This window comes from Hymenobacter rigui (assembly GCF_003944715.1).
Classification (GTDB): Bacteria; Bacteroidota; Bacteroidia; order Cytophagales; family Hymenobacteraceae; genus Hymenobacter; species Hymenobacter rigui.
In genome coordinates, this window is sequence record NZ_RWIT01000012.1 from 79,488 (window position 1) to 103,176 (window position 23,689).

The 23,689-nt window shown below is 63.4% G+C and carries 15 protein-coding genes; 10 read left to right on the forward strand and 5 right to left on the reverse strand.

All coding sequences use genetic code 11. The annotated features are described in order from the left end of the window. The first annotated feature begins 69 nt into the window (after positions 1–69). Together EI291_RS17525 and EI291_RS17530 are read left to right on the forward strand one after the other, a co-directional pair. Complete coding sequence (locus tag EI291_RS17525) at positions 70–1,104, forward strand: glycosyltransferase (protein ID WP_125423020.1); 1,035 nt, start codon at positions 70–72, stop codon at positions 1,102–1,104. Beyond that, entirely contained in the window at positions 1,101–1,583 is a 483-nt protein-coding gene (locus EI291_RS17530) for a YdeI/OmpD-associated family protein (protein ID WP_125423023.1), read from the forward strand. Before EI291_RS17525 ends, EI291_RS17530 begins: the two co-directional genes overlap by 4 nt. 77 nt (positions 1,584–1,660) lie before the next feature. On the opposite strand, the gene EI291_RS17535 is transcribed toward EI291_RS17530, so the two are convergent. After that, positions 1,661–3,715: an alpha amylase C-terminal domain-containing protein gene (locus tag EI291_RS17535; protein WP_125423122.1), complete on the reverse strand. Its 2,055-nt coding sequence runs from the start codon at positions 3,713–3,715 to the stop codon at positions 1,661–1,663. 213 nt (positions 3,716–3,928) lie between these two features. Between EI291_RS17535 and ggt the strand changes: the two genes are divergently transcribed. The 3 genes from ggt to EI291_RS17550 all read left to right on the forward strand — a co-directional run bounded on the left by ggt (position 3,929) and on the right by EI291_RS17550 (position 13,323). Further along, positions 3,929–5,662: a gamma-glutamyltransferase gene (ggt, locus tag EI291_RS17540; protein ID WP_125423026.1), complete on the forward strand. Its 1,734-nt coding sequence runs from the start codon at positions 3,929–3,931 to the stop codon at positions 5,660–5,662. 846 nt (positions 5,663–6,508) lie between these two features. Further along, complete coding sequence (locus EI291_RS17545) at positions 6,509–7,066, forward strand: phage tail protein (RefSeq protein WP_125423029.1); 558 nt, start codon at positions 6,509–6,511, stop codon at positions 7,064–7,066. A 203-nt stretch (positions 7,067–7,269) separates the two neighbouring features. Further along, a complete protein-coding gene (locus EI291_RS17550) occupies positions 7,270–13,323 on the forward strand; it encodes an Ig-like domain-containing protein (RefSeq protein ID WP_125423031.1) in 6,054 nt (2,017 codons plus the stop codon). An 85-nt stretch (positions 13,324–13,408) separates the two neighbouring features. Here the strand turns inward: EI291_RS17550 and EI291_RS17555 are convergent, their stop codons facing one another. Then, positions 13,409–13,750, reverse strand: a complete 342-nt coding sequence (locus EI291_RS17555) for a hypothetical protein (RefSeq protein WP_125423034.1) — start codon at positions 13,748–13,750, stop codon at positions 13,409–13,411. 200 nt (positions 13,751–13,950) lie between these two features. Here EI291_RS17555 and EI291_RS17560 point away from each other — a divergent pair, with 200 nt between their 5' ends. Then, entirely contained in the window at positions 13,951–17,022 is a 3,072-nt protein-coding gene (locus tag EI291_RS17560) for a TIM-barrel domain-containing protein (RefSeq protein ID WP_170172706.1), read from the forward strand. 60 nt (positions 17,023–17,082) lie between these two features. On the opposite strand, the gene EI291_RS17565 is transcribed toward EI291_RS17560, so the two are convergent. The 3 genes from EI291_RS17565 to EI291_RS17575 form a co-directional block, all read right to left on the reverse strand. Further along, a complete protein-coding gene (locus tag EI291_RS17565; RefSeq protein WP_125423040.1) occupies positions 17,083–17,640 on the reverse strand; it encodes a YceI family protein in 558 nt (185 codons plus the stop codon). Between the two features lie 45 nt (positions 17,641–17,685). Then, positions 17,686–18,207, reverse strand: a complete 522-nt coding sequence (locus tag EI291_RS17570) for a hypothetical protein (RefSeq protein WP_125423042.1) — start codon at positions 18,205–18,207, stop codon at positions 17,686–17,688. Positions 18,208–18,535: 328 nt separating this feature from the next. Then, positions 18,536–19,717, reverse strand: coding sequence for a helix-turn-helix domain-containing protein (locus tag EI291_RS17575; RefSeq protein WP_125423045.1), 1,182 nt, complete (start codon positions 19,715–19,717; stop codon positions 18,536–18,538). Positions 19,718–19,781: 64 nt separating this feature from the next. Between EI291_RS17575 and EI291_RS17580 the strand changes: the two genes are divergently transcribed. From EI291_RS17580 to EI291_RS17595, 4 genes are all read left to right on the forward strand, one after another. Continuing rightward, positions 19,782–20,243: a hypothetical protein gene (locus tag EI291_RS17580; protein WP_125423047.1), complete on the forward strand. Its 462-nt coding sequence runs from the start codon at positions 19,782–19,784 to the stop codon at positions 20,241–20,243. 172 nt (positions 20,244–20,415) lie between these two features. Continuing rightward, a complete protein-coding gene (locus tag EI291_RS17585) occupies positions 20,416–21,282 on the forward strand; it encodes an AraC family transcriptional regulator (protein ID WP_125423050.1) in 867 nt (288 codons plus the stop codon). A 415-nt stretch (positions 21,283–21,697) separates the two neighbouring features. Further along, positions 21,698–22,096 carry a DUF983 domain-containing protein gene (locus EI291_RS17590; RefSeq protein ID WP_240635586.1) on the forward strand — a complete coding sequence of 133 codons (399 nt, stop codon included), beginning with the start codon at positions 21,698–21,700 and terminating at the stop codon, positions 22,094–22,096. Positions 22,097–22,265: 169 nt separating this feature from the next. Then, on the forward strand, positions 22,266–23,606 hold the full coding sequence (locus EI291_RS17595; RefSeq protein ID WP_125423053.1) for a carboxylesterase family protein: 1,341 nt from the start codon (positions 22,266–22,268) through the stop codon (positions 23,604–23,606). Positions 23,607–23,689 lie beyond the last annotated feature (83 nt).

Here is a 23,689-nt window from a genome sequence, read left to right on the forward strand (position 1 = left end):
TGGAACAATGCGCCCCGCACCGGGGAATCCGTTCCGGAACTTGGCCCGTTAGTTGAAAATCTGGCCCCGATGGCGCCGTTATCCGTACTGGTACCGCACTTGCCGGCAACTCCGCTGGCCGAGGCGGCGCACGTAACCTCCCTGGCTGATCTGACACCCGAGCAGGCCCTTGCTTCGGCTCCGCTGAAAAACCCGCATCCCGCCGCCTGGCACCGCCCCGCCGCCCCCTATACCGGCACCGCCGCCGATGGCGCGGCCGGCCCGGGCAATGAGCCCGATGCCAGTCCTGGTGGAACCAGCGGAGGTTGGAACACACCCGCCGCCCCGTACCTGGGTGCCACCCCGGGCCTGCCCGACACCGAAACCAACGCCGTACTGACCGGTGCACACGGCCTAGTAGCTGACGAGGAACGCCCGCCGGTTATCGATCAGCGCGCCACCCGGGCCGCCGTGCAGCAAGCCGTAGCGGCGCTGGCCGAAACGACCGAAGCACCTGCGGATACGCTGCTGCTGAACCCGGATGAGTTTGCCCAGGAAGAAGCCGAGCCCAGTGCCGCCGAAGCAGCCGACCTTGCTCAACCTGCCGGCACGCCGGATTCTGTTCCGGAAACCGCCTTTACCGCCGCCCAGACTACTTTGCCTGGGGCGTTAGCCGTGCTGGGCGTGGACCTGGCCCCGGATGCCGACCTCAACTTTCAGGTGATTCAGTACGCCCGCTTTGCCACGCAACAGGCATTGCAGGATACCTTTGCGGTGATTTACGCGCCCGACTGGCCAACCTGGCTGGCGGCGTTGGAAATCCGGCAGCAAACCGGCCGGCCCTTGGTGCTGCACGTGCACAGTCTGGCCCAGGAGCGCGCCACGCCCGCCGACCGGGGTTGGGCGCTGGAGCTGGAGCGTCTGGCCCTGCGCCGCGCCGACCTGATTCTGGCTGCTTCCGATGAGTTGGCCCACCGGCTCCGGACGCGGTACCAGATAGCTCCCGAACGACTGCAACTGGTGGAGCCGACCGATACCGATACGCTCCGCCGCGTGCTGCAGCAACTTGAAAACCGCATCCCCGGACAACAGTCCGTAGTTCCTCTTTTTCCGCCTACCGCATGAGTACAGAAGCCCCCCTCCGCCACGAATTCGACGCCCCCATGGAAATGGACGGGGCCGACAGCGGCGTTTTCCTGGTTGTTCCGTTCAGTGTATCCGATACCTACGGGGTAAAGGGCCCACTGGCGGTTATCGGTACTATTGATGGGTTTCCCATCCGTACTAACCTCGTACCGTTCGGCGACGGCCAACACATGCTCAGCATCCGCAAAGAGGTGCGCAACGCCATCAATAAAACCTGGGCCGACACCGTGCACATGGTGCTGGAGCGTGACACCGAGCCTGGCGGCATTGAGCTGCCCGCTGATTTTGAACAGGCCTTAGAACGGGCCGGCCTCCGCGTGCAGTTCGACGCCCTGCCCTTCACTCAGCGCAAAGACTTAGCCATGCGCATTGCCCGCACCAAGAAAGACGAAGCCCGTTCCCAGCGCATCGAAGACGCCTTGGAAATTGCCCGTACCGGCCGCAAGACCCGGCAGTAGGTTATAGATTTTAGTTGTCAGTTGTTCGTTGTCAGTTATTAGGATCTTTCTAACAACTGACAACGAACAACTGACAACTATACCCGCGCCAGCACCAGCACCGTGCGGCTGGTTACGTAGAGGCTGAGCTTATTGGTGCCTTCTTCCTGAAAGGTTTCGTAAGTCAAAGCGGCATCAACCCGCCCGAAACCACCGAACTGCGCATCGTCGGAGTTGAGCACGATGCGGTAGCGGCCGGCCGTAGGTACCGGGAAACGGTAATCGGGCACGCTCCGGTCAACGTGGAAGCTGAATACGAATACCAAGTTGCCCCGCTCGAAAATGAGGACCTGGTTGGCCGTATCCAGATTAAGCTGCCTGGCCGGACCGGCCGTGAGCAGGCGGTTATTTTTGGCCAGATGCAACATGGCCTTGTCGAACTGCAGCAGGTACTGAAACTTCAGTTCCGGGTTGTCGGCCAGGCTCCACTGGCGGCGGGCGAAATGGTGGCTCCAGCCGTTGCCTTCTCGGGGGAAATCCACCCATTCGGGGTGGCCGAATTCGTTACCGATAAAGTTCAGGTAAGCTTCCCCGCCCAGGCTGAGCGTAGCCAGCCGAATGAGCTTGTGCAGGGCTACTCCCCGGGCCGCTACGGGGTCGGGGTCGTCTTTGTGCATGTGCTCGTAGATGGCCTTATCGAGCAGCCAGTGGGCCAGGGTTTTATCGCCCACCAGGGCCTGGTCGTGGCTTTCGGCGTAGGCCACCGTTTTCTCGCCGGCCCGGCGGTTGGTGAGCACGTGCCAGAGGTCGTAGAGGTTCCAGTCCTCGTCGCGGGTGTGCTTGAGCAGCTTGATCCAGTAGTCGGGAATACCCATAGCCAGGCGGTAGTCGAACCCGATGCCGCCCTCCTCGATGGGCCGGCACAGGCCGGGCATGCCGCTCATATCCTCGGCAATGAGAAGGGCGCTGCGCTTCAACTCCCGCACCAGCGTGGTGGCCAGCTGCAGGTAGAGAATGGCATCTTCGTCGGCATCTTCGCCGAAATACTGTTCGTAGCTGCCGAACCCGACTCCCTCACCGTGGTGATGGTAGAGCATGCTGGTAATACCATCGAAGCGGAATCCATCGAAGTGAAACTCCTCCAGCCAGTAGCGCAGGTTGCTGAGCAGAAACTGCTGCACTTCGGGTTTGGCGTAGTTGAACAGCTTGGAATCCCAGCCGGGGTGGTTGCCGCGCGGGCCTTCGTGAAAATACTGTCCACCCGAGCCGTCGAAATCAGCCAGCCCTTCGGCCTCGTTTTTTACGGCGTGGGAGTGCACCACGTCCAGCAGCACCGCAATGCCCCGGCGGTGTGCCTCATTAATAAGGTGCTTCAGCTCCTCGGGCGTCCCAAACCGCGACGACACCCCGAAGAAATTGGCTACATGGTAGCCGAACGAGCCGTAGTACGGGTGCTCCATCACGGCCATCAGCTGCAGGCAGTTATAGCCCTCGGCCTGAATGCGGGGCAGAATCTGATCGGCAAACTCCAGGTAGGAACCCACCTTTCCTTCTTCCAGCGCCATGCCCACGTGGGCCTCGTAAATCAGCGGCTCGCGCACAAAGTTGGGCACCCGGAATTTCTGGTCCGACCACACAAACGGCTGCTCAGGCCGCCACACCTGCCCGGCAAAATCCTTGGTTTCGGGGTTTTGTACGGCGCGGCGCAGCATGGCCGGCAGCCGGTCTTTGCCCCCCTTGGCCGTTACCACGTGCACTTTGTAGAGAGAGTAGTGCGTGAGGCGGTCCTTGTAGTCTTTGTCGGCCAGAAAAACTTCCCACACCCCATCCTGGCCGCGGGTGAGCGGGGTGGCCTGCCGGTCCCAGCCGTTGAAGTCGCCCACCAGGTACAGCGCCTCAGCGGCGGGGGCCCACTCCCGGAACCAGTAACCCCGGCGGCGGCCGTCGTAGTTGAGGCCCAGCCGTTGGTGGGCCAGCGCGAACTTACTCAGGGAGCCGCACTGAGCCGTTATTTCGGCCAGGCGGTGCTCCAGGCGCTGCTGGCGTTGCCGCAGCACCGGCTCAAACGGGGCCAGCCAGGGGTCGTGCTGCACGAGGGGCAGGTGCGCCGTGGTTTCTTCGGTGGTAGCGGGGGCCAGCGGTTCAGTCGTCATAGTCAGGGCACAGGTCTGGTTCAGGCCAAAGCTACGCGGATTACCGAACCGGGGTTGGTTGTAGGTTAGCCGGTACTGGTTGCCGATTGGCCAGTTACTGGTTAAATCGGCATGCATGAACACCATTTCGGGCAGGGCTTCAGGTGCTCCGGCGCGGCGGGCAGTGTATCATTCATGAAAACTACCTGCCGCCTCTTGTACCTTTACGTTCCTATGCGCCACCGTATTTCCTTCCTGCTCCTGACGGCCTTGGCCGCCTGCACCACCGCCCAGCCCACCACAAACGCCCCGGCCCCCGGTGCGGCTATCCTGGCTACCCCCATTCCGGCGGCCACGCCCGTAGTGGCGGCTAAGGCCATGGTGGTATCAGCCCACCCCGAAGCCACCCGCATCGGGGTAGAAATTCTGCAGAAGGGCGGCAATGCCTACGACGCGGCCGTGGCCGTGCAGTTTGCTTTGGCCGTGGCCCTGCCGGTGGCCGGCAATATCGGGGGCGGCGGCTTTCTGCTTTACCGAGGGGCCGATGGGCAGGAAGGCGCACTGGATTTCCGGGAAACTGCCCCCGCCGCCGCCTCCCGGGATATGTACCTGGACGCGCAGGGCAACGTCATCCCCAACCTGAGCACCCTGGGCCACCTGGCCGCCGGCGTGCCCGGCACCGTGGCCGGCATGTGGGTGCTGCACCAGAAGCTGGGCAAGCTGCCGTGGAAGGACGTGGTGCAGCCCGCCGTAGACCTGGCCGCCAAGGGCCTCAAACTGACCGAAAAGGAAGCCGCCGGGCTGAACAACCAACACGACACCTTCGCCAGGCTTAACCCCGGCAGTGCGTACCTCAAAGCGGGTTCCTGGGCAGCCGGAGAGGTGATTCAATACCCCGACCTGGCCCGCACGCTCGGCCGCATCCGTGACCAGGGCAAGGCCGGTTTTTACGAAGGCCCCACGGCTGATTTGCTGGTGGCCGAAATGCAGCGCGGCAAAGGCATCATCACCAGGCAGGATTTGCTGAAGTACGAGCCGAAGTGGCGCACCCCGCTGCACGGCCAGTACCGCGGCTACGAGGTGCTCACGTTTCCGCCGCCCAGCTCCGGCGGCGTGGCGCTGCTGCAGATGCTGCAGATGCTGGAGCCCTACAACCTGGGCCAGGCCGGCTGGCACTCGCCCCAGGCCACGCACTGGATTACAGAGGCCCAGCGCCGCGTGTACGCCGACCGCGCTACCTACCTCGGCGACCCGGACTTCGGCCGCGTGCCCGTGCCGCAGCTGCTGGAGAAGAATTATAATAAGCAGCGCATGGCCACTACCCTACCCTACCGCGCCACCCCCAGCGCCCAGGTAACGGCCGGCGCTAATCTGCCTGGCTATGAATCGGACCAGACCACGCACTACAACGTGGTGGACGCCCAGGGCAACGCCGTGAGCTGCACCACTACCCTCAACGGGGCCTACGGCAGCAAGGTAGTGGTGGCCGGAGCCGGCTTCCTGCTCAACAACGAAATGGACGACTTCAGCAGCAAGCCCGGCACGCCCAACTCCTATGGGTTAGTGGGCGGCGCGGCCAACGCCATTGCGCCCGGCAAGCGCATGCTGTCTTCCATGACGCCGGCCATTCTCACCAAAGGCAACAAGCTGGCCCTGGTAACCGGCACGCCCGGCGGCAGCACCATCATCACCAGCGTGCTGCAGTCCATCCTGAATGTGGTGGACTACGGCATGAACGCCCAGCAGGCCGTGGCCGCCCGCCGCCTGCACCACCAGTGGCTGCCGGATCAGATTGACGTGGAAGCCGGAGCCCTGCTGCCCGCCGCCCAGGATACGCTGCAGGCCCGGGGCTACAAACTCAGCCCCCGCGGTGGCTGGGGCCGGGTAGAAGTCATCCGGGTGCTGCCCGATGGTAAGCTGGAAGGTGGCGCCGACCCCCGCGGCGACGACGCAGCGGCGGGGTATTAAGCAGCATAAACGGTAAGCCCAGACAAATCAGATTACACGGAGCAGATCGGGCATGAAGAAGGCCATAAACTCCCGTACGGATTGCCGCCGGCGCACTACCTCCATCCGAACGCGCCAGACACCATGTCGGGCGGACGCCAGCCAGCAGGCCCCGTAAGACCGGAGACCGGGCCATCTTCCGGGTAGCTCTTGCTGACGGCTCAGTGGACCGGCCTTCCGGGCTAATAACGGCTGTTGCCCTACTTGAGGCACCGCAGCCCAAGTAGCAGCCGCCGGCAAACCGAGCCGGGAACTGCCGTTATTTTAGAAAACTATGGTGTACGGAAGCGACTTAGTGAAACTAAGACACCAAAAGCCTCAGTGGGCAGATAGCTTCACAAAATACAGTTTTATCAAAATAATACTATTTATCTGTATATCAATTTGTTCGACCCGATTTGACTGGCTAATGCCAGTTGAAAGCCGCTCAGCTACGGGATTAACTCTTATTAGTTACAAATGGCTACAAAATGCTATTAAAAATGAATTTATTTTAGCAAGTTTGCGTGCTTTTCCACCAGACCACGGTGGTTACGCGCCTGCTACTTTCTCTATTGTGCTAGTGCCTGCCCAGTTATTCGAGCAGTCTCCTACTTAATCAGGCAGCTATACAAATACCTGCTTGGCTTCGCCGAACTATCCTTGCTCTTGGGCTACGACCTGCGCGGTCCTACGCTCTGCACACACCCATCTATTGCATTGCCTTCTCCTGCTTTGCGGCGGGCCAGGTAGCGTATGCCCTCCTTCTCCCCTGGCACGAGGCCACGGGGCTTATACATCTACCTCCACTTTCCCATTCCAACTGTTATGGACGAAGCTTTCATTGGCTCCATTGTACTGTTCGCCGGCAATTTTGCTCCCAAAAACTGGGCCTTTTGCGACGGTTCCCTGCTGAATATCGCGCAGAATTCGGCTCTGTATTCCATTCTGGGCACTTACTACGGCGGCAACGGCACCACTACCTTTGCCCTGCCCGACCTGCGCAGCCGCGTACCCGTGCACGCCAACAATGGCCAGCCCGGCCCCGGCCTGCAGCCAGTGCAGCTGGGTGAGTGTGCCGGTGTGAGCAACGTGACGTTGCTCTCCACGCAGATGCCCGCACACACCCACGCTTTAGTTGCTACCTCGGCTCAAGCTACCGTTTCCAACCCCTCTGGTAATATGCTGGCCAGCTCGGCCGGCTCGCTGGAAGATGGTACCGCTACCATCGTAAACGAATACGCTCCCGCAGGCGGTGCCGTCGTGCCCATGGCTCCGACTTCTATTACTCCCAGCGGCGGCAACCAACCATTCAGCGTGATGCAGCCCTATCTGGGCCTGAACTACATTATTTGCCTGTACGGACTTTATCCCTCACGCAACTAGCATTTTTGCCGCTTTTTGGCCAGCGCATTAGGCAACTGATAAATAGACTATCGGCTGAACGGCCAACCATTGTGCGCAGTACCTAAAAAGCCTAGCGCCCTCTTACATGACTACAACCGGTCTGCTATCCGACGATGGGTGGGCCGGTTGTTGGTCATTGTACACTGCCATACTTTTTTACGCTTACTTTTTCCCGGCCAGTAATGAATAGAATTTTACTTTTCCTACTCCTGTTAGCTGCCGGTAGTGCCTGGGCTCAGGCACCCGCCCGGCTTATTTATTCGCAGCAGAGCGCCACCACTGCCAATGACCAGGTGCTTACGGCCAGCGTGACCGGAGGCTTCCCCACCACGGGCACCACGCGACTTTCCGATGCCGCTCAGTTTTCGCAGCCTAATGACTTGGCCTTCGACCCGGTCAACAACCTTCTGTTCGTAGTCGACAATGCTTCGGCTGCCGGTATCCTGCGCTACAACTACGACCGGACCAGCGGCGCTCTGTCGAACCGGACGGTGGTGGTGGCCGGGATAACGAGCGTGACGTACCAGGGAGTAGCCTTGGATGCTGCCAACGGCCGCCTCTACTTTACCCAAAGCAGCGTTACGAGTACGCTGGATGCTATCAAGGTAGTGGAAGGGGTGAATGCTGCCACCATCAACGCTCCGATAACGCCCACTGAACTGACGAATGGCGGCGCTGGCAGTTTCACCAACCTGAACGACATCGTATATGATGCCGCTGGCCGGCAATTATACGCAGCCGATGCGGTAAATGCCGGCGGGGGCATTTTGCGCTACACGGTAAATCCGAATGGGACGACCCTTGCGTCGAGTATTCCTACCACATTGATAGGGGGCACAGGCGCGAGCGGCCTCACGTACACGGGATTGGCGCTGGACGCGGCCAACAGCCGTCTGTATTTCTCCCAGTCAATTGCGGGCTCCACCAGCACGGCCGACGACGCCATCAAGTACATTTCGCTTTCGTCCGGTTTCCCCGTAACGACCCTGATAACAGGGGGAAGCAATGGCATCACGCTCTACGTACCGGCTGACCTGACGATTGACCTGACGGGCCAGTACCTGTACGTAGCCGACCAAGGCGCCTCAGGTACCAACAGTATTACGCGCTTCAGGCTCGATGGTACCCCGGCCACGGCCCAGAGCACTCTCACGACCGTCATAGCGGCGTCCTCTTTGGGTTCTTACGGCGGCGTAGCACTTGATGGCGGCTTTACTTCGGCTGCCACCACAGTCACGTCCATCGTGCGGGTCGGCACCAATCCCACCAACGCCAGCACCGTGCAGTACACGGTAACCTTCGCGGCCAGCGTGACGGGCCTATCGACCAGCAACTTCAACCTGACGACTACCGGCACCTTGGGCTCCACGCCCAGCGTGAGCAGCGTATCGGGCTCGGGCACTACCTATACTGTGACGGTGAATACCGGCAGCGGCGACGGTACTCTGCGCCTGAACCTGGACAACGCCAGCGGCCTTACGCTGAGCGTGAGCAACGTACCCTATACCAGCGGGGAAGTCTACACTATCGACAAGACGGCCCCGACGGTAGTGCTGAGTTCGACGACCGTCACCAACGGCGGTACGACGACAACCTCGCCCGTATCGTTCACAACCACCTTCTCGGAAAGCGTGACGGGCCTCATCGCCGGTGACGTGACCGTGAGCAACGGCACTTTGTCGGGCTTCTCGGGCGCGGGCACTGCCTACACATTTAACGTGACGCCGACGGGCGCGGGCACCGTGACGGTGAACGTGGCCGCTAACGTAGCCCAGGACCAGGCTGGCAACGGCAACACCGCCGCCACGCAGTACGGCTTCACGTACCAACTGCCGACTGTAACGGTCAGCTCCGTAACGCGCCTGACGCCCTCACCCGCGGCCACCAGCACGGTGAGCTACCGGGTGGTGTTCTCCGGCTCGGTTGCGGGCCTGACTACGAATAATTTCAGCCTGACCGCCAGCGGCAGCTTCACCACCGCCCCCAGCGTGAGCAGTGTATCAGGCTCGGGCACGACTTACACCGTGGTAGCGAACACCGGCACCGGCGACGGCACGCTGCGCCTGAACGTGCAGAACAGCACGAATGTGTCGCCCGCTATCAGCAACGTACCCTACACCAGCGGCGAGCAGTACACCATCACCAAGAGCTTCGCCGCTGCCCCCACCCTGCGCATCCAGGCGGCGGGCAGCGCCAGCGGCAACGGCGACGTGACGGCCTTCGTGGACGTGGTGCAGGTGCTCAATGCCAGCAATGGCAGCGCCGTGGCCAACGGCCTGCAGAACGGCAGCTTCGAGACCAATAACGTGGACCCAAATGGCTTCAAGAAGACGGACAACGGCGTAGTGGCCGCGCCCTGGAGCTTCACCGGCACGTCCGGCGTGGCGCGCTACGGCAGCCTCTTCGATTCCCAAGTCGCTGGCCATACCCAGCCCCTGCCGCCTAACGGCGACGCGGTGGCCCTGATACAGAGCGCCGGCAACAACAACGCCAGCATCTCGCAAAACCTGGCCGTGCCCACGGGCAGCTACCAAGTGAACTTCCAGACGGCCCAGCGCTACTACACCGCGGTTGACCAGCGACTGAACGTGTTCGTCAACGACGTGTTCGTGGGCAGCATTCAGCCCAATAACACCGCCACGTACGAGTCCTTTACCTCGGCTTCGTTCAACGTGTTTGCCCCGGCCCTGACGGCCACCACCACCTCGGCGGCTGGCAGCAACGGCGGCTCGACCTCCACCTCGCCGATTCCGTTCACGGTGACTTTCTCGCAGAATGTAACGGGCTTCGGTGCCGCCGACGTGACGGTAGGCAACGGCACGCTCTCCGGCTTCACGGCCTTGGATGGCAAGACCTACACCTTCAACGTGACGCCGACGGCCAACGGTAACGTGACGGTGAACGTACCGGCCAATAGCGCCGTGGACGCCAACAACACCGCCAACTCGGCCGCTCCGCAGTTCACCATCCAGTACACCCAGCCAGTGACGGCAGCGCCGGTAATCCTCACGCCAGCTAACGGCTCGATTACCAACAACAGCACCCCAACCTACACCGGCACGGCCCCAGCCAACAGCACAATCACGGTGTACGTGGACAACACCAGCATCGGTACCAGGACGGCCAACGCTTCGGGCAACTGGGCTCTGACCCAACCTACGGCCCTGAGCCAGGGACAGCATACGGTCTACGCCACGGCCCAGCTCAGCGGTCAGACTGTCAGCCCGAACTCGAACACCAATACCTTCATCGTTGACACCACCCCGCCATCGGCGCCGGTGGTCGTCACGCCCGCTAACGGCAGCCTCACCAACAACGACACGCCGACCTATACTGGCACGGCTGAAGCCAATGCCACGGTGACGGTGATAGTCGATGGCTCCGCTATTGGCACCACTACGGCCAACGCCTCGGGTAACTGGGCCCTGACCCAGCCCGTGGCCCTGAGCCAGGGCAGCCACACGGTACGTGCTTCGGCTACGGACTTGGCCGGTAACGTCAGCCCGAGCTCAAGTACGAACACGTTCATCGTTGACACCACCCGCCCCTCGGTGAGCATAAGCTCAACCACGGTGGCTAATGGCGGTACGACGACGACCTCTCCCATTCCGGTGCGGGTCGTTTTCTTGGAAAGCGTAACGGGCTTTATTGCCGCGGATGTAACGGTGACGGGTGGTACTTTGTCGGGCTTCTCCGGCTCGGGCACTACCTACACCTTCAACGTGACGCCCAGTGCCAGCGGTACCATAACGGTAAACGTGCCGGCCAACGTGGCCCAGGACCAGGCCGGCAACGGTAACACCGCCGCCGCCCAGTTCAGCATTCTGTACAACCTGCCGAAAACGGCAGCTCCGGTGGTAACGACGCCGGCCAACAACAGCAGCGTTGCCACCAGTCAGCCGACTTACGGCGGTACTGCTTCGGTGAACAGCACAGTAACGGTGTACGTGGACAACTCGGCCATTGGCACGACTACGGCCGATGCCGGCGGTAACTGGACGCTGACCCAGCCTGTGGCCCTGAGCCAGGGCAGCCACACCGTATACGCCACGGCCCAAACCAGCGGCGAGGCGGTGAGTGACCCGAGCAGCACCAATACCTTTACGGTACTGGGTTCGGCTACGTACGTCAGCAGCACGGCCGAGCAGCCGAACACCGGCCTGGTGCAGGTGGGCAGCACGAACCAGGAAATCCTGCGCGTGGGCGTGGTAATTGGCGGCGGCACTCTGGCTCCGCTCAGCGCCACGTCGCTTACCTTCACCACCACTGGTAGCACCCGGCCGGCCGACATTACGGCGGCCCGCGTGTACTACACGGGTACGAACGGCACTCTGACGACCACCACCCTGTTTGGCAGCGCGGTGGCCAGCCCCAGTGGTACCTTCACCGTAACAGGCAACCAGCTGCTTACAACCGGCACTAACTACTTCTTCCTAGTGTACGATGTAGCTGCCACTGCCACGCCTGGCGGTGTACTGGATGCCACGCTGACCAGCCTGACCGTTGGTGGCACCGTACGCACGCCCACAGTAACGGACCCAGCCGGCAACCGCCGGATTGTGCGGACCAGCCGGGTGGCCGGTACAGCCTTGCGCTTTATGGGAGGCAGCACCTCTGGCTACGTAGACTTTAGCACTAGCACTACTGCCGCTCCTGCACTGGGCTCGGCGTACACGCAGGTAGCCTGGATTAAGCCCGCCATCGGTACGGGCAGCGACACCTACTACGTACTGGGCAACGGCACGGGCAATACGGCCGCTCCTTACATTGCTATCACCGGCAATGGCCGCGTAGAGGCTGGCTTCGGTACCGGCTCTACACTGCGCAGCATCCGCACCGGCCCGCAGACTATTACGGCTAATGAATGGAGTCAGATAGCCGCTACCTTTAATGGCAGTGCGCTTACGGTGTATCTGAATGGGGATGTTATTGCCTTAGCCAACGTCACCGGCCCCCCCACGACTACCCGCGTTAACTACGTGGGTAGTGCTGGGACAACCGGCACCAACTTCTTCCCTGGCGACCTGGACGAGGTAAGTCAGTGGAACCGGGCCCTGAGCCAGACGGAAATTCGTCAGCTGCGCCACCTGACCTTGAGTGGTGCGGAAAACGGCCTGATTTCGTATTTGCAGTTTAATGAGACGGGTTCTACCACCGTGGACGGCGTTTCGGGCGCGGTGGGTACGCTGACCGGGGCCACCCGGGTAACCAGCACTGCTCCCGTGAGTGCGGGCACCAGCAACCTGCAATCGGTAACGGCTACCGGCAATTACTCCTTCACGGGCACCAACGTGGCTATCAACTTCACCTCGGCCGGCAGTACGCCCTACGATGTGGTGGTAAGCCGCTTGGAAGGCACGCCGCTGGGCACGCCGGTTACCGACCCCAACCTGCGGAGCACCCACACCCGGGCCTACTGGATTGTGGACCGCTACAGCGCGAGCACCTTCTCGGCTAACATCACCTACACGCTGGATCAGGGCCTGATCAGCGCTGGTGATGCGGCTGCTCCTGCTAACCTGAAGCTCTACAAGCGCGGCAGCAACAGCGACGGAGCCTTCGATGCGCCTATTTCAGCTACGGCGGCCAATGCCGTGGCCAGCACGGTGACGTTCCCCGTCAACTCGTTCAGCCAGACGTTCATCGGTACTTACGGTAGCTCGCCGCTGCCGGTAGAGCTGGTGCGCTTCACGGCCGAGCGCAAAGGCAACGACGCTTTGCTGCAATGGGCCACGGCCCAGGAGCGCAACAACGCCTACTTCGAGGTGCAAAGCAGCGTAGACGGGCGTACGTTCTGGGCCGTAGGCCGGGTAATGGGCCAGGGCAGTAGCAACCAGGGCCGGGCCTACAGCCTGACCGACCAGAACCTGGGCCGCTACGGTCGCGCGCTGATCTACTACCGTTTACGCCAGGTAGATACCGACGGTACAGCTTCCTTCTCCGGCGTGCAGACCGTGCAGGTACCCCGCGTAGCCACGGACCTGACGGTATCGGTGTTCCCCAACCCTACCGCCGACCAGCTGACCATCCGCCTCAGCAACGCCTACATGGGCAAAGCGCAGGGCGGACTGTTTGACGCCCAGGGCCGCCTGGTGCAGGAACTGAGCCACCAGCTGGCAGCGGCGACCAGCCTGGATATTCCGGTGTCGGTGCAGCATCTGCCCACGGGTGTGTACACGCTGCGCCTGATCCTGAACGGTCAGGTATTGCATCAGCAAGTGGTAGTGCAGCACTAAGCTGCTCCACACAGTAAAAAGCCCCGGCGCGTCGTGCGCCGGGGCTTTTTTTATGATTGTACTACTGCTGCTGATGGTGGCTCGGCTAGCTGACTTTCAGGTTGCCGGCGGCGGTGATGAGCGTCTGGCCCAGGTGGCGCAGCTGGTCGCCGGTGGCATCGTGGAGGTTGCGGGCAATGAGGGAGGTTTCCTGGCCCAGGTGCTGCAGCGAGTTGGCAATGGCGGCCCGGTCGTCGCGCTCCACGTAGCCGCGCAGGTTGCGCAGCTCGGTTTGCAGGCCGGTCAGGGCCGTACCGCCGAGTCCGTCGAGGGCCGAAATCCAGCCATCAATATAGCCAATGCCGTTTTCGACGGGGTGGTTATGGTGGTTTTCCAGGGCATCGTAAATGTTCTGGATGGTTTCTTCGATGCGGGCGTTGTGATTCATAGGGCGTGGGGTTGAGGAACAGACGAAAGGGTTTCAGAACTGTACGCCGGCCGGGCCGCTGGTGTTGCCTGCGCCGGTGGCCGCTGATCTGCCACCACAGCCAGGCCGCGTGGTCTGGCATGATGGGCGCGCACTGCGGTAATAGCCCAAAAACCTGCGGCAGGCCCTATCTTGACGCGCCTTTTCCGCCGCTCCCCATTATGCCCTTTTCTTTCCGCCGCACCCGGTTCCTGTTGTCACTGGCGCTGCTGCCTGCCCTGGCCGGGCCGGCGCTGGCCCAGCAGGAGCACGGCCGCCCCACTCAGGACCCGTTTCAGCGCCCCACTCCTCCAGAGGCCCGGCCGGTTTTCATAGGAAGCTACAAAAGCCACCAGTATCAGAACGGTATCCTTACCCTTGTGAGTACCGAAGGCGGTACGTTGCGCGTGCGGCCCTGGGCCGCAGGAGTGCTGCGGATAGAGTATTTCCCGGCCGGCACGCCGGTGCGGGATATTCCTTCCATCAGCGTGGTGCAGCCGGCCGATGCCTGGGCACCGCCCGGGCTGCACCGCGAAGGGCCCGAAGCCGGCTCACCCAAGGCCATCCATGCAAGCTGGCGCCAGCGGCAGGCGGCCGGAGACATAACCGAAACTGCCACCACGCTGCGGTGGCCGGTTAGCTCCGCCGGCACTATCGTCGTCCAGAAAAAACCGCTCCGCGTCAGCTACCAGCAGCACGATGAAACGCTGGTGCAGGATGCGGGCGGCGTGTTTCAGCGGCTGACTACTGAAACCAGCGGACCGGGCGGCACGGGGGTTTCGTTGCGGCTGCAGCCTAATGAACACCTGTACGGCACCGGCTCGCGGGCCCTGCCCCTGGACCGGCGCGGCCGCCGCCTGACCCTCTACAACGAAGCCCACTACGGCTACCAGAGCGGCGAGCCGACGCTGAACGTGAGTCTGCCCACGGTGCTGAGCAGCCGGGGCTACATGCTGCTGTTCGACCACCATGCGGCCGCCACCCTCGACCTGGGTGCCACCGACCCCAATACGCTTATCTACAGCGGCGAGGATCTGCTGAACCTTGGCTATTTCATCATCACGGGCCGCAGCAACGCCGAAATTCTGGCGCGCTATACCCGCCTGACCGGGCGGCAGCCGCTGCCGCCGCGCTGGGCGCTGGGCCTGATTCAGAGCCGTTTCGGGTACCGCTCCGATACCGAAATGCTGCAGGTAGCCGGCCGCATGCACCGGGCCGGCTTTCCGCTGGATGCCCTGGTGCTGGACCTGTACTGGTTTGGCGGCACCACCCGCCAGGGTGATTTGGGCTGGGATTACGCCAACTTCCGGCAGCCCCAGCGCATGATCCGCCGCCTCGACTCGGTGGGCGTGAAAACCATTCTGATTTCGGAGCCCTACGTGATGCGCACCTCCCGCCACGACGGCCTGGTGCGGGCCATGGGGCTAGTGGGCATGCAGGCCAATGGCAAGCCTTACACCGTGGAGTCGTTCTGGGCCGGGCCGGCGACCATTCTGGACATGCAGCGCCCCGAAACCCAGGACTGGCTCTGGAGCTTTTACAAGCAGCGCAAGGAAGAAGGCGTAGCGGGCTGGTGGAGCGACCTGGGCGAGCCGGAAAATCACCCGCTGGACATGCGCCACTACAAAGGCAGCACCCGCCAGGTGCACAATGCGCTGGGGCTCACGTGGGCGGGCATCTTTCAGGAAAAATACACCCAGGAATACCGCAACGAGCGGGTATTTAACCTGGCCCGCTCGGGCTGGGCGGGCATGCAGCGCAACTCGGTATTTCCGTGGTCGGGGGATGTGAGCCGGAGCTGGAGCGGGCTGCAGGCGCAGGTGCCCATTATGCTGAGCATGAGTCTGGGCGGCGTAGGCTACATGCATTCTGACGCGGGCGGTTTTGCCGGCAACACCGTGGATGCCGAGCTGTACACCCGCTGGCTGCAGATGGCCAGCTTCTCGCCCATCCTGCGCCCGCACGGGGCCGGCACCCCGCCGGAGCCTTACTGGTGGCCGGAGCCCTACCGCAGCATCGTGCGCGAAGCCACGCACCTGCGCTACCGGCTGCTGCCCTACCTCTACACCCTGGCCTGGGAAAACACCCAGACCGGAGCGCCGCTGGTGCGCCCCATGAATTTCGGGCTGGAAGCCGCTGACATTGACCTACCAAACAGCCAGTGGGGAGATATTCCGGTGTCTGTTTCTGGCTCAACGTCCCATGCAGAAGCCGCCGCCGTCCCGATAAAGCCACCACTGGCTCCGGCCAATGAGTTTGCGGCGGAAAAGCACCTGCAACAGCAGACATGGCTGACCAGCCGCCAGCAGTTCGACCAGCTGGCCCGCGACTTTCCGAACCTCAACGACCAATACCTGCTGGGCCCGAACCTGCTGGTGGCCCCGGTGCTGCAGCCGGGCCAGCGCCGCCGCAATGTGGTGCTGCCGGCCGGTAACTGGGTTGATTTCTATACCAACGAAACGCTGGCCGGAGGCCGCACGGTGGGCCGGCCGGCTCCGCTCAGCCGCCTGCCTCTACTAGTGCGGGCCGGTGCCTTTCTGCCCCTGACACCTTACGTCTCCACCACCGCCGCCTACTCCACCGATACCTTGCTGGTGCGCTACTACGCTGACCCCGCCGTAGCCAGCAGCCATTTCACGCTCTATGACGATGACGGTAAATCGGCACTGGTAGCCAAAAACGGGCAGTATCAGCTGCTCACTTTCTCGGGCAGCACCTCGGGCAGCCAAACCGACATCCGGGTGGAACTGAAGGGGCGGCCGTTTGAAGGGGTTCCGGTGTGGCGGCGCATTGAGCTGCAACTGCCGCGCGTGGCTACTTCCCCCACCGCCGTACTGCTCGATGGGGAAACCATGCCGGCCACCGAGTACCGGTACGATGCCCGTAGCCAAACACTGTACGTGCCGCTGCTGCTGGAAAGCCAGCACGTGCGCCTCACCGTGAAGGGCCTACGCCTGAACACCACGCCCGCCGCTGATACCGCCCTCGAAACGCTGACCCTGGAGGCCCCCGGTGCCCCCGCGTTCAATAGCCGCACGGAGCTGCGCTACACCCTGCATCAGGCCGGCGCGGCGGGTCCGTTGCGCATCTTCGACAGCCGGGGCCAGCTGATACGTACCCTGCCGACTGCCACTGAAGCAGGCCCGCACACGGTGGTCTGGAATTCCGATGACGGCAAGAACCGTCCCGTGCCAGCAGGCGTGTATCGGGCCGAGCTGGCCGGCCAGCAGCAGCGGCTGGTCGTATTGAGGTGAATGGCTGAACGGGTGGATTGTCGTATGCCAGCCATTTCACCCATTCGCCCATTCTATAACTCACCTTTTCCCTGCCACAATAGCAAACGTCAGCTTGAACTCGTTGCGGATGGCGTAGCTGCCCAGGTTCTGAAAGAAGCTGCTGGAGTTGTAGTTGATGCCGAACCGGGTTCGGTCGAGGACAGCAGCGCCGGTGACGCGAAGTTGCCCATTGGGCTCCGTGGCTACGGTGAGCGGAAACTGAATTGACCGGGTGACGCCGCGCAACGTGAGCTGGCCGGTGGCCGTACTGCCCTGCACCTCCTGCAACACAAACACCGCCGTCGGGAAGCGGGCCACGTCAAAGAAATCGGAGCCACGCAGGTGCTCGGCCAGCTGGGCCTGCTCCTGCTCGATGGTACGCATATCGAACTCAAACCGCCCCGCCCGCAAAGTGCGGCCATCGTAGGTGAACGTGCCCGACCGTAGCTGCACGGTGCCCGAGGGCGCGTAGCCGCCCACCTCGGCGTAGCCCGTCCAGGTAACGCGGCAGGTGGCGGGGTTGATTTGGTACGTATCGGTGGCGGGCCGGGCGGCGGCCAACAGCAACACAAGCAAGAGGGCAAGCAACGTTTTCATGATGATACGGGATAGTGGGTGAACGATGCGGCGGCGCGGCACCGCTTAGCGCACGGTGGCTTCGGTTTCGAGCAGGCCCAGGCCTTTGTAGAGGCGGCCGGCGGCGTCGCGGGCCAGGATGTACCAGAGCGCGTCGCCGCCGTAGAGCTGGCGGGCGTTGTCGGCGTAGCGGTAGTTTTTGGCGAAGCTGTAGGTAACGCCAGGCTGCAGCCGGCCGCCGGGGCAGCGAAACAGCTCGGCAAACTCGGCGGGCGTTTCCACCATGTTTTGCTTCCAGCCGGTGGCATCGTACCAGATGAAGCTCCCGCACTCCACCACCTCCATCGGCCCCACTTCGGAGCGCAGGAAGGTGCTGTGTTTCCAAAGAAAAGCGCCGGGCTTGTCGGGGTTGGGCTCAGGGTAGTTGGGATTGGGCGTATGCCAGAGCGTGAGGCCCACCGGCACCTCGCGCAGCTTATCGGGCAGCACGCGGCGGGGGTTACTCCAGGCGGTGGCGGGGATATTCTGGGCCCGCAGCGGCGCGGCAGTAGCGGCGGTCAGCACCAGCAAAAGCAGACAGGTTTTCATGGGCATTGGGGGAAAGATTGAACGACCCAAAGGTGGCCGCCCAAACGCCCCCAAACGCCCCATTTCCGCCCGTGGAACGCCCCACATCATGATGTGGGGCTTTTTTGCGTGCGCGTCATTGCGAGCGGAGCGAAGCAATCCGTCCTTTTCAATTCTCCAAGCGCTGAAATAAAGAAAGCCCCTGACTTCCGTGCTAGTACCAAGGGCTTTTGAATAGGTCAAGGATAGATGCTTTGTAAAGGAAGGATTGCTTCGCTCCGCTCGCAATGACGGCCACTCACTCACTCACTCACTCACTCACTCACTCACCATTTCACAACTTCACCTTTCACCCCTGCCACTCCCGGGGGGCGACGCCGGTGAACTGTTTGAAGATGCGGTTGAAGGTGGTTTTGGAGTTGAAGCCGCTTTCGAGGGCAATGCCCAGCAGCGTGAGGCGCTGGGCGTCGGGGGTGGCGAGGCGGCGCTGCACTTCGGCCACGCGGTAGCCGTTCACCACATCGTTGAAGCTGCGGCCGAAGCCCTGGTTGACGGTAAAGGAAATCAGCCGGGGGGCGAGGCCGGTGTAGGCCGCCAGCTCGGCCAGCGTGAGCGTGGGGTTGCGGTACAGCTCCTCGTCTTCCAGGGCCCGGCGGATGCGCTCCAGCACGGCCGCATTCACGGCCGGCGCGGTGGGTGGCGGGGTTTCGGCGGGCAGGGCCGTGGTAGGCGGCAAGGTATCGGCGGAGCCAACGGGAACGAAGCCGGATTCAATGGCAGGCGGCGGAAGCAGTTCGGCTTCGGGCTCGAACTGCACGGCCCGCATATCCGCCTGGCGCAGGCCCACCACCCCAATCAGGAACAGCACCCCGCCCAGCAGCTCGGTGGAATAGTCATACTCGTAATACAGTCCAAAAAATTCCCGCAGCACCACTTCCAGCAGCCACTGCACGCTCACCATCGCCACGGCCAGCAGCAGTACCCGCAGCCAGCGCAGCCGCAGCTCCGACACCTCCGAGAAGTTGTCGGGCAGCCACCGCTCGTAGCGGCGCAGCACCCGCAGGCTCAGCAGCAAATACACTGTGAGCGAAACCCAGGTGCCGATGAACTCCAGCCGGTAGGTGACGGGCCGGTGCACGTGCTCCCAGAACCAGAGCCGCGTAGCGTAGGGCTGCAGCCGCAGCCCCAGATACAGCGCCGCCTGCAGCACCACCGGCCCGAAATGCAGCAGTTGCTCCCGCCGCAGCCGGAACCGGTGGTTAGTGAGGCTGCGCACGTAGAAATACAGCAGCGGCCCGAACGCAAACGAGTAGTAGATGGGCGCGAAATACCAGTTGGCATTTTGCCCGTAGACGTTGGCAACCCGGAAAAACCCGTCGAGGAGCCACAGGGCAATGCTGAGCATCAGCAGGGCCAGAAACCGGTTGGGCCGGCGGTTGGCCGGGGCCACCCACAGCAGACCGGCGGCCAGCAGAGCCTGCGCCACCACGGCCCACAACACCAGCACCAACGGGGTAAACGGGATTTGCATAGCGGCAGCCGGCGGTATCTTTGGCCGGGACCGGCAAAGTAGCCGTTTCTTTTCGAGTGTGTGCATGAAGGCGAAACTCCGCGAATGGGCGCGCCGCTACCTGCCGGCCGAGGCGCTGTCGGTGCTGGCTACGCTGGCCGGGGCGGCCACGGCCTGGCACCTGGCCCCGGGCCGCGAGGTGGCCGCCGCCCTGGCCGGCACCTGGGCCGGCAACGTGGCCTACTTCGGATGGCTACTGCTGCAGGATGTGGTGCAGACGCGCCGGCAGCTGCGCGCCGCCGGCCAGCCCTACACCCGCCGCACGCTGGCGCGAAACCTGCGGGCCCTGGTAGTGGAATTCGGCCCCGCCGAGGTGCTCGACAGCCTGCTCATCCGGCCCACGCTGATGGTGTGGCTGCCCCGCTGGCTCGGCAGCCGCAACACCGGCATCCTGCTGGCCAAGCTACTGGCCGACGTGACCTTCTACGTACCGGCCATTATCAGCTACGAGCTCAGCAAGAAGCGCCTGCGTAACTTCGGGGAGTAATCCACCGGTCCGACGGCGCAGCCGTCCGACCGGTTGCCGCCTGGAGTCGTTGTTACGTCGTCATACGGTTGTCAGCACGCAGCCAACCGCTCGGACGGCTGCGCCGTCGGACCGGTGGTGTGGGTTTGCGGCGTATTTTCGGGGCGGATTTCTGTTTCGCAATTCCCCCCACATGGCCCAGCCGCAGCTACCCGTTTACACGTTGGAGTCGTTTCCGCAGGGACGGGGGCGGCGGCCGTGGTACCTGGAGCGGCTGGCCCAGCACGTGGCCAACTTCCCGGGCGTGAGCCAGCCCCACGCCCACGATTTTTACCTGCTGCTCTACGTCACGCATGGCCACGGCACCCACACCATCGACTTGGTTACCTACGACCTGCGGCCGGGCAGCGTGTTTTTCATGACGCCCGGCCAGGTGCATCACTGGCAGCTCTCGGCCGATGCCCAGGGCTACGTGGTGCTCTTCGAGGCCGAGTTTTACCTACTACGCTACCCCGGCAGCCGCTTGTTCGAGTATCCCTTCTTCCAGCACGCCCACGCCCCGGTGCTACAACTGCCCGCCTCCGACAATGAGCTGGCCCCGCTGCTGGAGCGCATGTGGCAGGAACACACCACGCCCGCCCCGCAGCAGGACGAGGTATTCCGAGCCTACCTGCTGCTGGCCCTGGAGCTGGCCGCACGGCATTACCCCACCCCCGCTGCCCCACCCGCCGCCGACGAGCCCCGCCACGCCCAGCAGGTGCTGCGCGAGTTCGGCAGCCTGCTGAACCAGCACTTCCGCCAGGAGCGCGCCGTGCAACAGTACGCCGACTGGCTGCACCTCTCCCCCAACCATCTCAACGCCCTCTGCAAGCGCCATCTGGGCAAAACGGCCAGCGCCCTCATTCAGGAGCGGGTGCTGCTGGAAGTGCGCCGCCTGCTGCGCCACACTGATGCCACCATTGCCCAAATAGCCGACCAGCTGGGCTTCGAGGATGCCTCCTATTTCGGCCGCTACGTGCGCACCCACACCGGCCAGACCCCGGCGGAGATGAGGAGTTAGGAGTTAGGAGTTAGGAGTTGGTACGTCATTCCGAGCAGCGCGAGGAATCTCGCGTGCTGATGTTGCCGTGGTAATTTCAACGAGGCGGTAGAGATGCTTCGACAAGCTCAGCATGACGCGCAGCAGGTACTACTACCGTGTTTTGAACACACCAGGCCGGTACTATAGAAGTTTCGCGAACGGGGTACCTAGGATGTAGAGACGCGACACTTCGCGTTTCCTCGTTCGCGCCACCCGAACAAAATCGTTCAACGATGAGACGCGAAGTGTCGCGTTTATACCGCGCAGACCGCTTGCGAAACGGCTATATCGGCGGTGCGTTGATTTGTACCAGACAATCCCGCAAATGCCCCTTACTGCCCGGTTGAGGGCATTTTACCTTTGTCATGAAGCTCTAATGGCTTCCCCAAACTCCATGGCAACTTCCGAATCCACCGCCCTGGCCCTGTTGCAGCAGCGCTGCCCCCGGTGCCACCAAGGCAACCTGTTCACCACTTCCGCCCTGCACCTCACGCGCTTCACCGAAATGCCCGAGGATTGCCCCGTGTGCGGGCAGCATTACGAGCCCGAACCCGGCTTTTTCTGGGGCGCCATGTACATCAGCTACGCCTTTTCTACGGGCATCATGCTCATCACGGGCCTGCTGGTGTACCACCTGCTCCACGACCCGGCCGTGTGGGTGTACGTGACCAGCGTGGCCGTAGCAGCGGTGCTGCTCACGCCCCTGAGCCTGCGCTACTCCCGCACCGTGCTGTTGTACCTGTTCAGCGGAATCGACTACAAACCCCAAACCCAGCCCGGTCCGACGGCGTAGCCGTCCGACCGGTTGGCTTCGTGCTGACGCCCACCCGGCACCGTCGCAACGGCGCGGCAGTTCGCAACAACAACCGGTCGGACGGCTACGCCGTCGGACCGGGCGAGAAACCCTGGGGCCCAGGTGGCGGTATGCAGGGCGGCGCATCGTTGCGCCGCTCCTGCTTGGCATGACTGATTCTGCTCCCCTTTTTCTGACTCCTGACGGCCCCGTGCGGGGCCATTCCCACGCCGGCCTGGTGCGCGCCAGCGGCATCCGCTACGCCTGCGCCGCCCGGTTTCAGCCCCCCGTAGATGAGCCCGCCCACGCCGAGGTGTACGAGGCCACGGCCCCCGGCCCGGTGTGCCCCCAGGTGCCCGACCCCGCGTTGCAGGAAGCCCTGGGCCCCGCCCTGGCCGGCCGCACCTTCGACGAAGACTGCCTGCGCCTGACCGTAACGGCCCCGCCTGATTATCATGCCGGCCCACCGCGGGCGGTGCTGGTCTGGATTCACGGGGGCTCCTACGTGAGCGGGGCCGGCGACCTGGCCTTCTACGATCCGGCCCCGTTGGTACGCGAGCAGGGCCTGGTGGTGGTGGCCGTGAGCTACCGGCTGGGCATGCTCGGGTTTCTGGGCCACCAGCACGCCCCCGCCAACCTGGGCCTGCTCGATTTGCTGGCCGCCCTGCGCTGGGTGCAACGAAACATTGCCGCCTTCGGGGGTGATGCCAGCCGGGTAACGCTGCTAGGTCACTCCTCGGGCGGCGACGCGGCGGCCCACCTCATGCTGGCCGACGGGGCCGCGGGCCTGTTCCGGCGCGTAATTCTGCACAGCGCTCCGCTGGGCCTGGCTTCCGGCCGCGCCCGCATGGGCCGGGCCATGGCCGCCGCTGTGCACCCTCTCCCGCCCGATACGCCCCTGGAAACGGTACTGGCCGCCCAGCCCCGGGCCGAGCGGGCCGCCCGGTGGTCGGGCCTGCGGGCCGGCATGCCGTTCGGGATTCAGTACGGGGCCGCCCCGCTGCCGCCCGAAACGGCCGCCCCGGCCGCCTGGCAGGCCGCCGCCTGGCACTTCGACGTGCTGATTGGGGCCACGGCCGATGAGCTGCGGTTCTTTGCCGTTATTGCTCCGCCGCTGCGCCGGCTGCTCGCGCTGCCGCGGCCGGTGCCGGCGCTGCTGCAGGCGCTTATTACGGGCGGCTCGCGGCGCATTTACGTGGGACCGGCCGCGGCCTTTGCCCGCCGCCACGCCCGGGCCGGGGGCCGGGCCTACCTGTTCCGGGTGCCCTACCACCCGCCCGGCAGCGAGTTTGGCGGGGCCCACACTATTGATTTGCCGCTGCTGTTCGGCTCGGCCGAAGCCTGGGCACCGGTGCCCCTGCTGGGCGAGGCTGCCTGGCCCGAGGTGGAGGCCGCCGGCCGCCCCGTGCGCCAGTTCTGGGCCGATTTTGCCCGCACCGGCCAGCTCCCGCCCCACATTCACCTGCCCGGCGTGCTGGATGTGGAGCAGGTGCGAGGAAACGCCCGCTGACGGGCAGGATTTGGAAAATGAGTCAGGAGAATTGAAAAAGACCGTCATGCAGAGGCGCAGCCGAAGCATCTCGCGTGCCGACG

What these genes read in the sequence shown, in the direction of transcription:
- EI291_RS17550 (WP_125423031.1), top strand. Translation starts at nt 7,270, where the DNA reads ATGAATAGAATTTTACTTTTCCTACTCCTGTTAGCTGCCGGTAGTGCC.
- EI291_RS17580 (WP_125423047.1), top strand. Translation starts at nt 19,782, where the DNA reads ATGAAGGCGAAACTCCGCGAATGGGCGCGCCGCTACCTGCCGGCCGAG.
- EI291_RS17595 (WP_125423053.1), top strand. Translation starts at nt 22,266, where the DNA reads ATGACTGATTCTGCTCCCCTTTTTCTGACTCCTGACGGCCCCGTGCGG.
- EI291_RS17525 (WP_125423020.1), top strand. Translation starts at nt 70, where the DNA reads ATGGCGCCGTTATCCGTACTGGTACCGCACTTGCCGGCAACTCCGCTG.
- EI291_RS17530 (WP_125423023.1), top strand. Translation starts at nt 1,101, where the DNA reads ATGAGTACAGAAGCCCCCCTCCGCCACGAATTCGACGCCCCCATGGAA.
- EI291_RS17575 (WP_125423045.1), bottom strand. Translation starts at nt 19,717, where the DNA reads ATGCAAATCCCGTTTACCCCGTTGGTGCTGGTGTTGTGGGCCGTGGTG.
- EI291_RS17560 (WP_170172706.1), top strand. Translation starts at nt 13,951, where the DNA reads ATGCCCTTTTCTTTCCGCCGCACCCGGTTCCTGTTGTCACTGGCGCTG.
- ggt (WP_125423026.1), top strand. Translation starts at nt 3,929, where the DNA reads ATGCGCCACCGTATTTCCTTCCTGCTCCTGACGGCCTTGGCCGCCTGC.
- EI291_RS17535 (WP_125423122.1), bottom strand. Translation starts at nt 3,715, where the DNA reads ATGACGACTGAACCGCTGGCCCCCGCTACCACCGAAGAAACCACGGCG.
- EI291_RS17585 (WP_125423050.1), top strand. Translation starts at nt 20,416, where the DNA reads ATGGCCCAGCCGCAGCTACCCGTTTACACGTTGGAGTCGTTTCCGCAG.
- EI291_RS17545 (WP_125423029.1), top strand. Translation starts at nt 6,509, where the DNA reads ATGGACGAAGCTTTCATTGGCTCCATTGTACTGTTCGCCGGCAATTTT.
- EI291_RS17565 (WP_125423040.1), bottom strand. Translation starts at nt 17,640, where the DNA reads ATGAAAACGTTGCTTGCCCTCTTGCTTGTGTTGCTGTTGGCCGCCGCC.
- EI291_RS17555 (WP_125423034.1), bottom strand. Translation starts at nt 13,750, where the DNA reads ATGAATCACAACGCCCGCATCGAAGAAACCATCCAGAACATTTACGAT.
- EI291_RS17570 (WP_125423042.1), bottom strand. Translation starts at nt 18,207, where the DNA reads ATGAAAACCTGTCTGCTTTTGCTGGTGCTGACCGCCGCTACTGCCGCG.
- EI291_RS17590 (WP_240635586.1), top strand. Translation starts at nt 21,698, where the DNA reads ATGGCAACTTCCGAATCCACCGCCCTGGCCCTGTTGCAGCAGCGCTGC.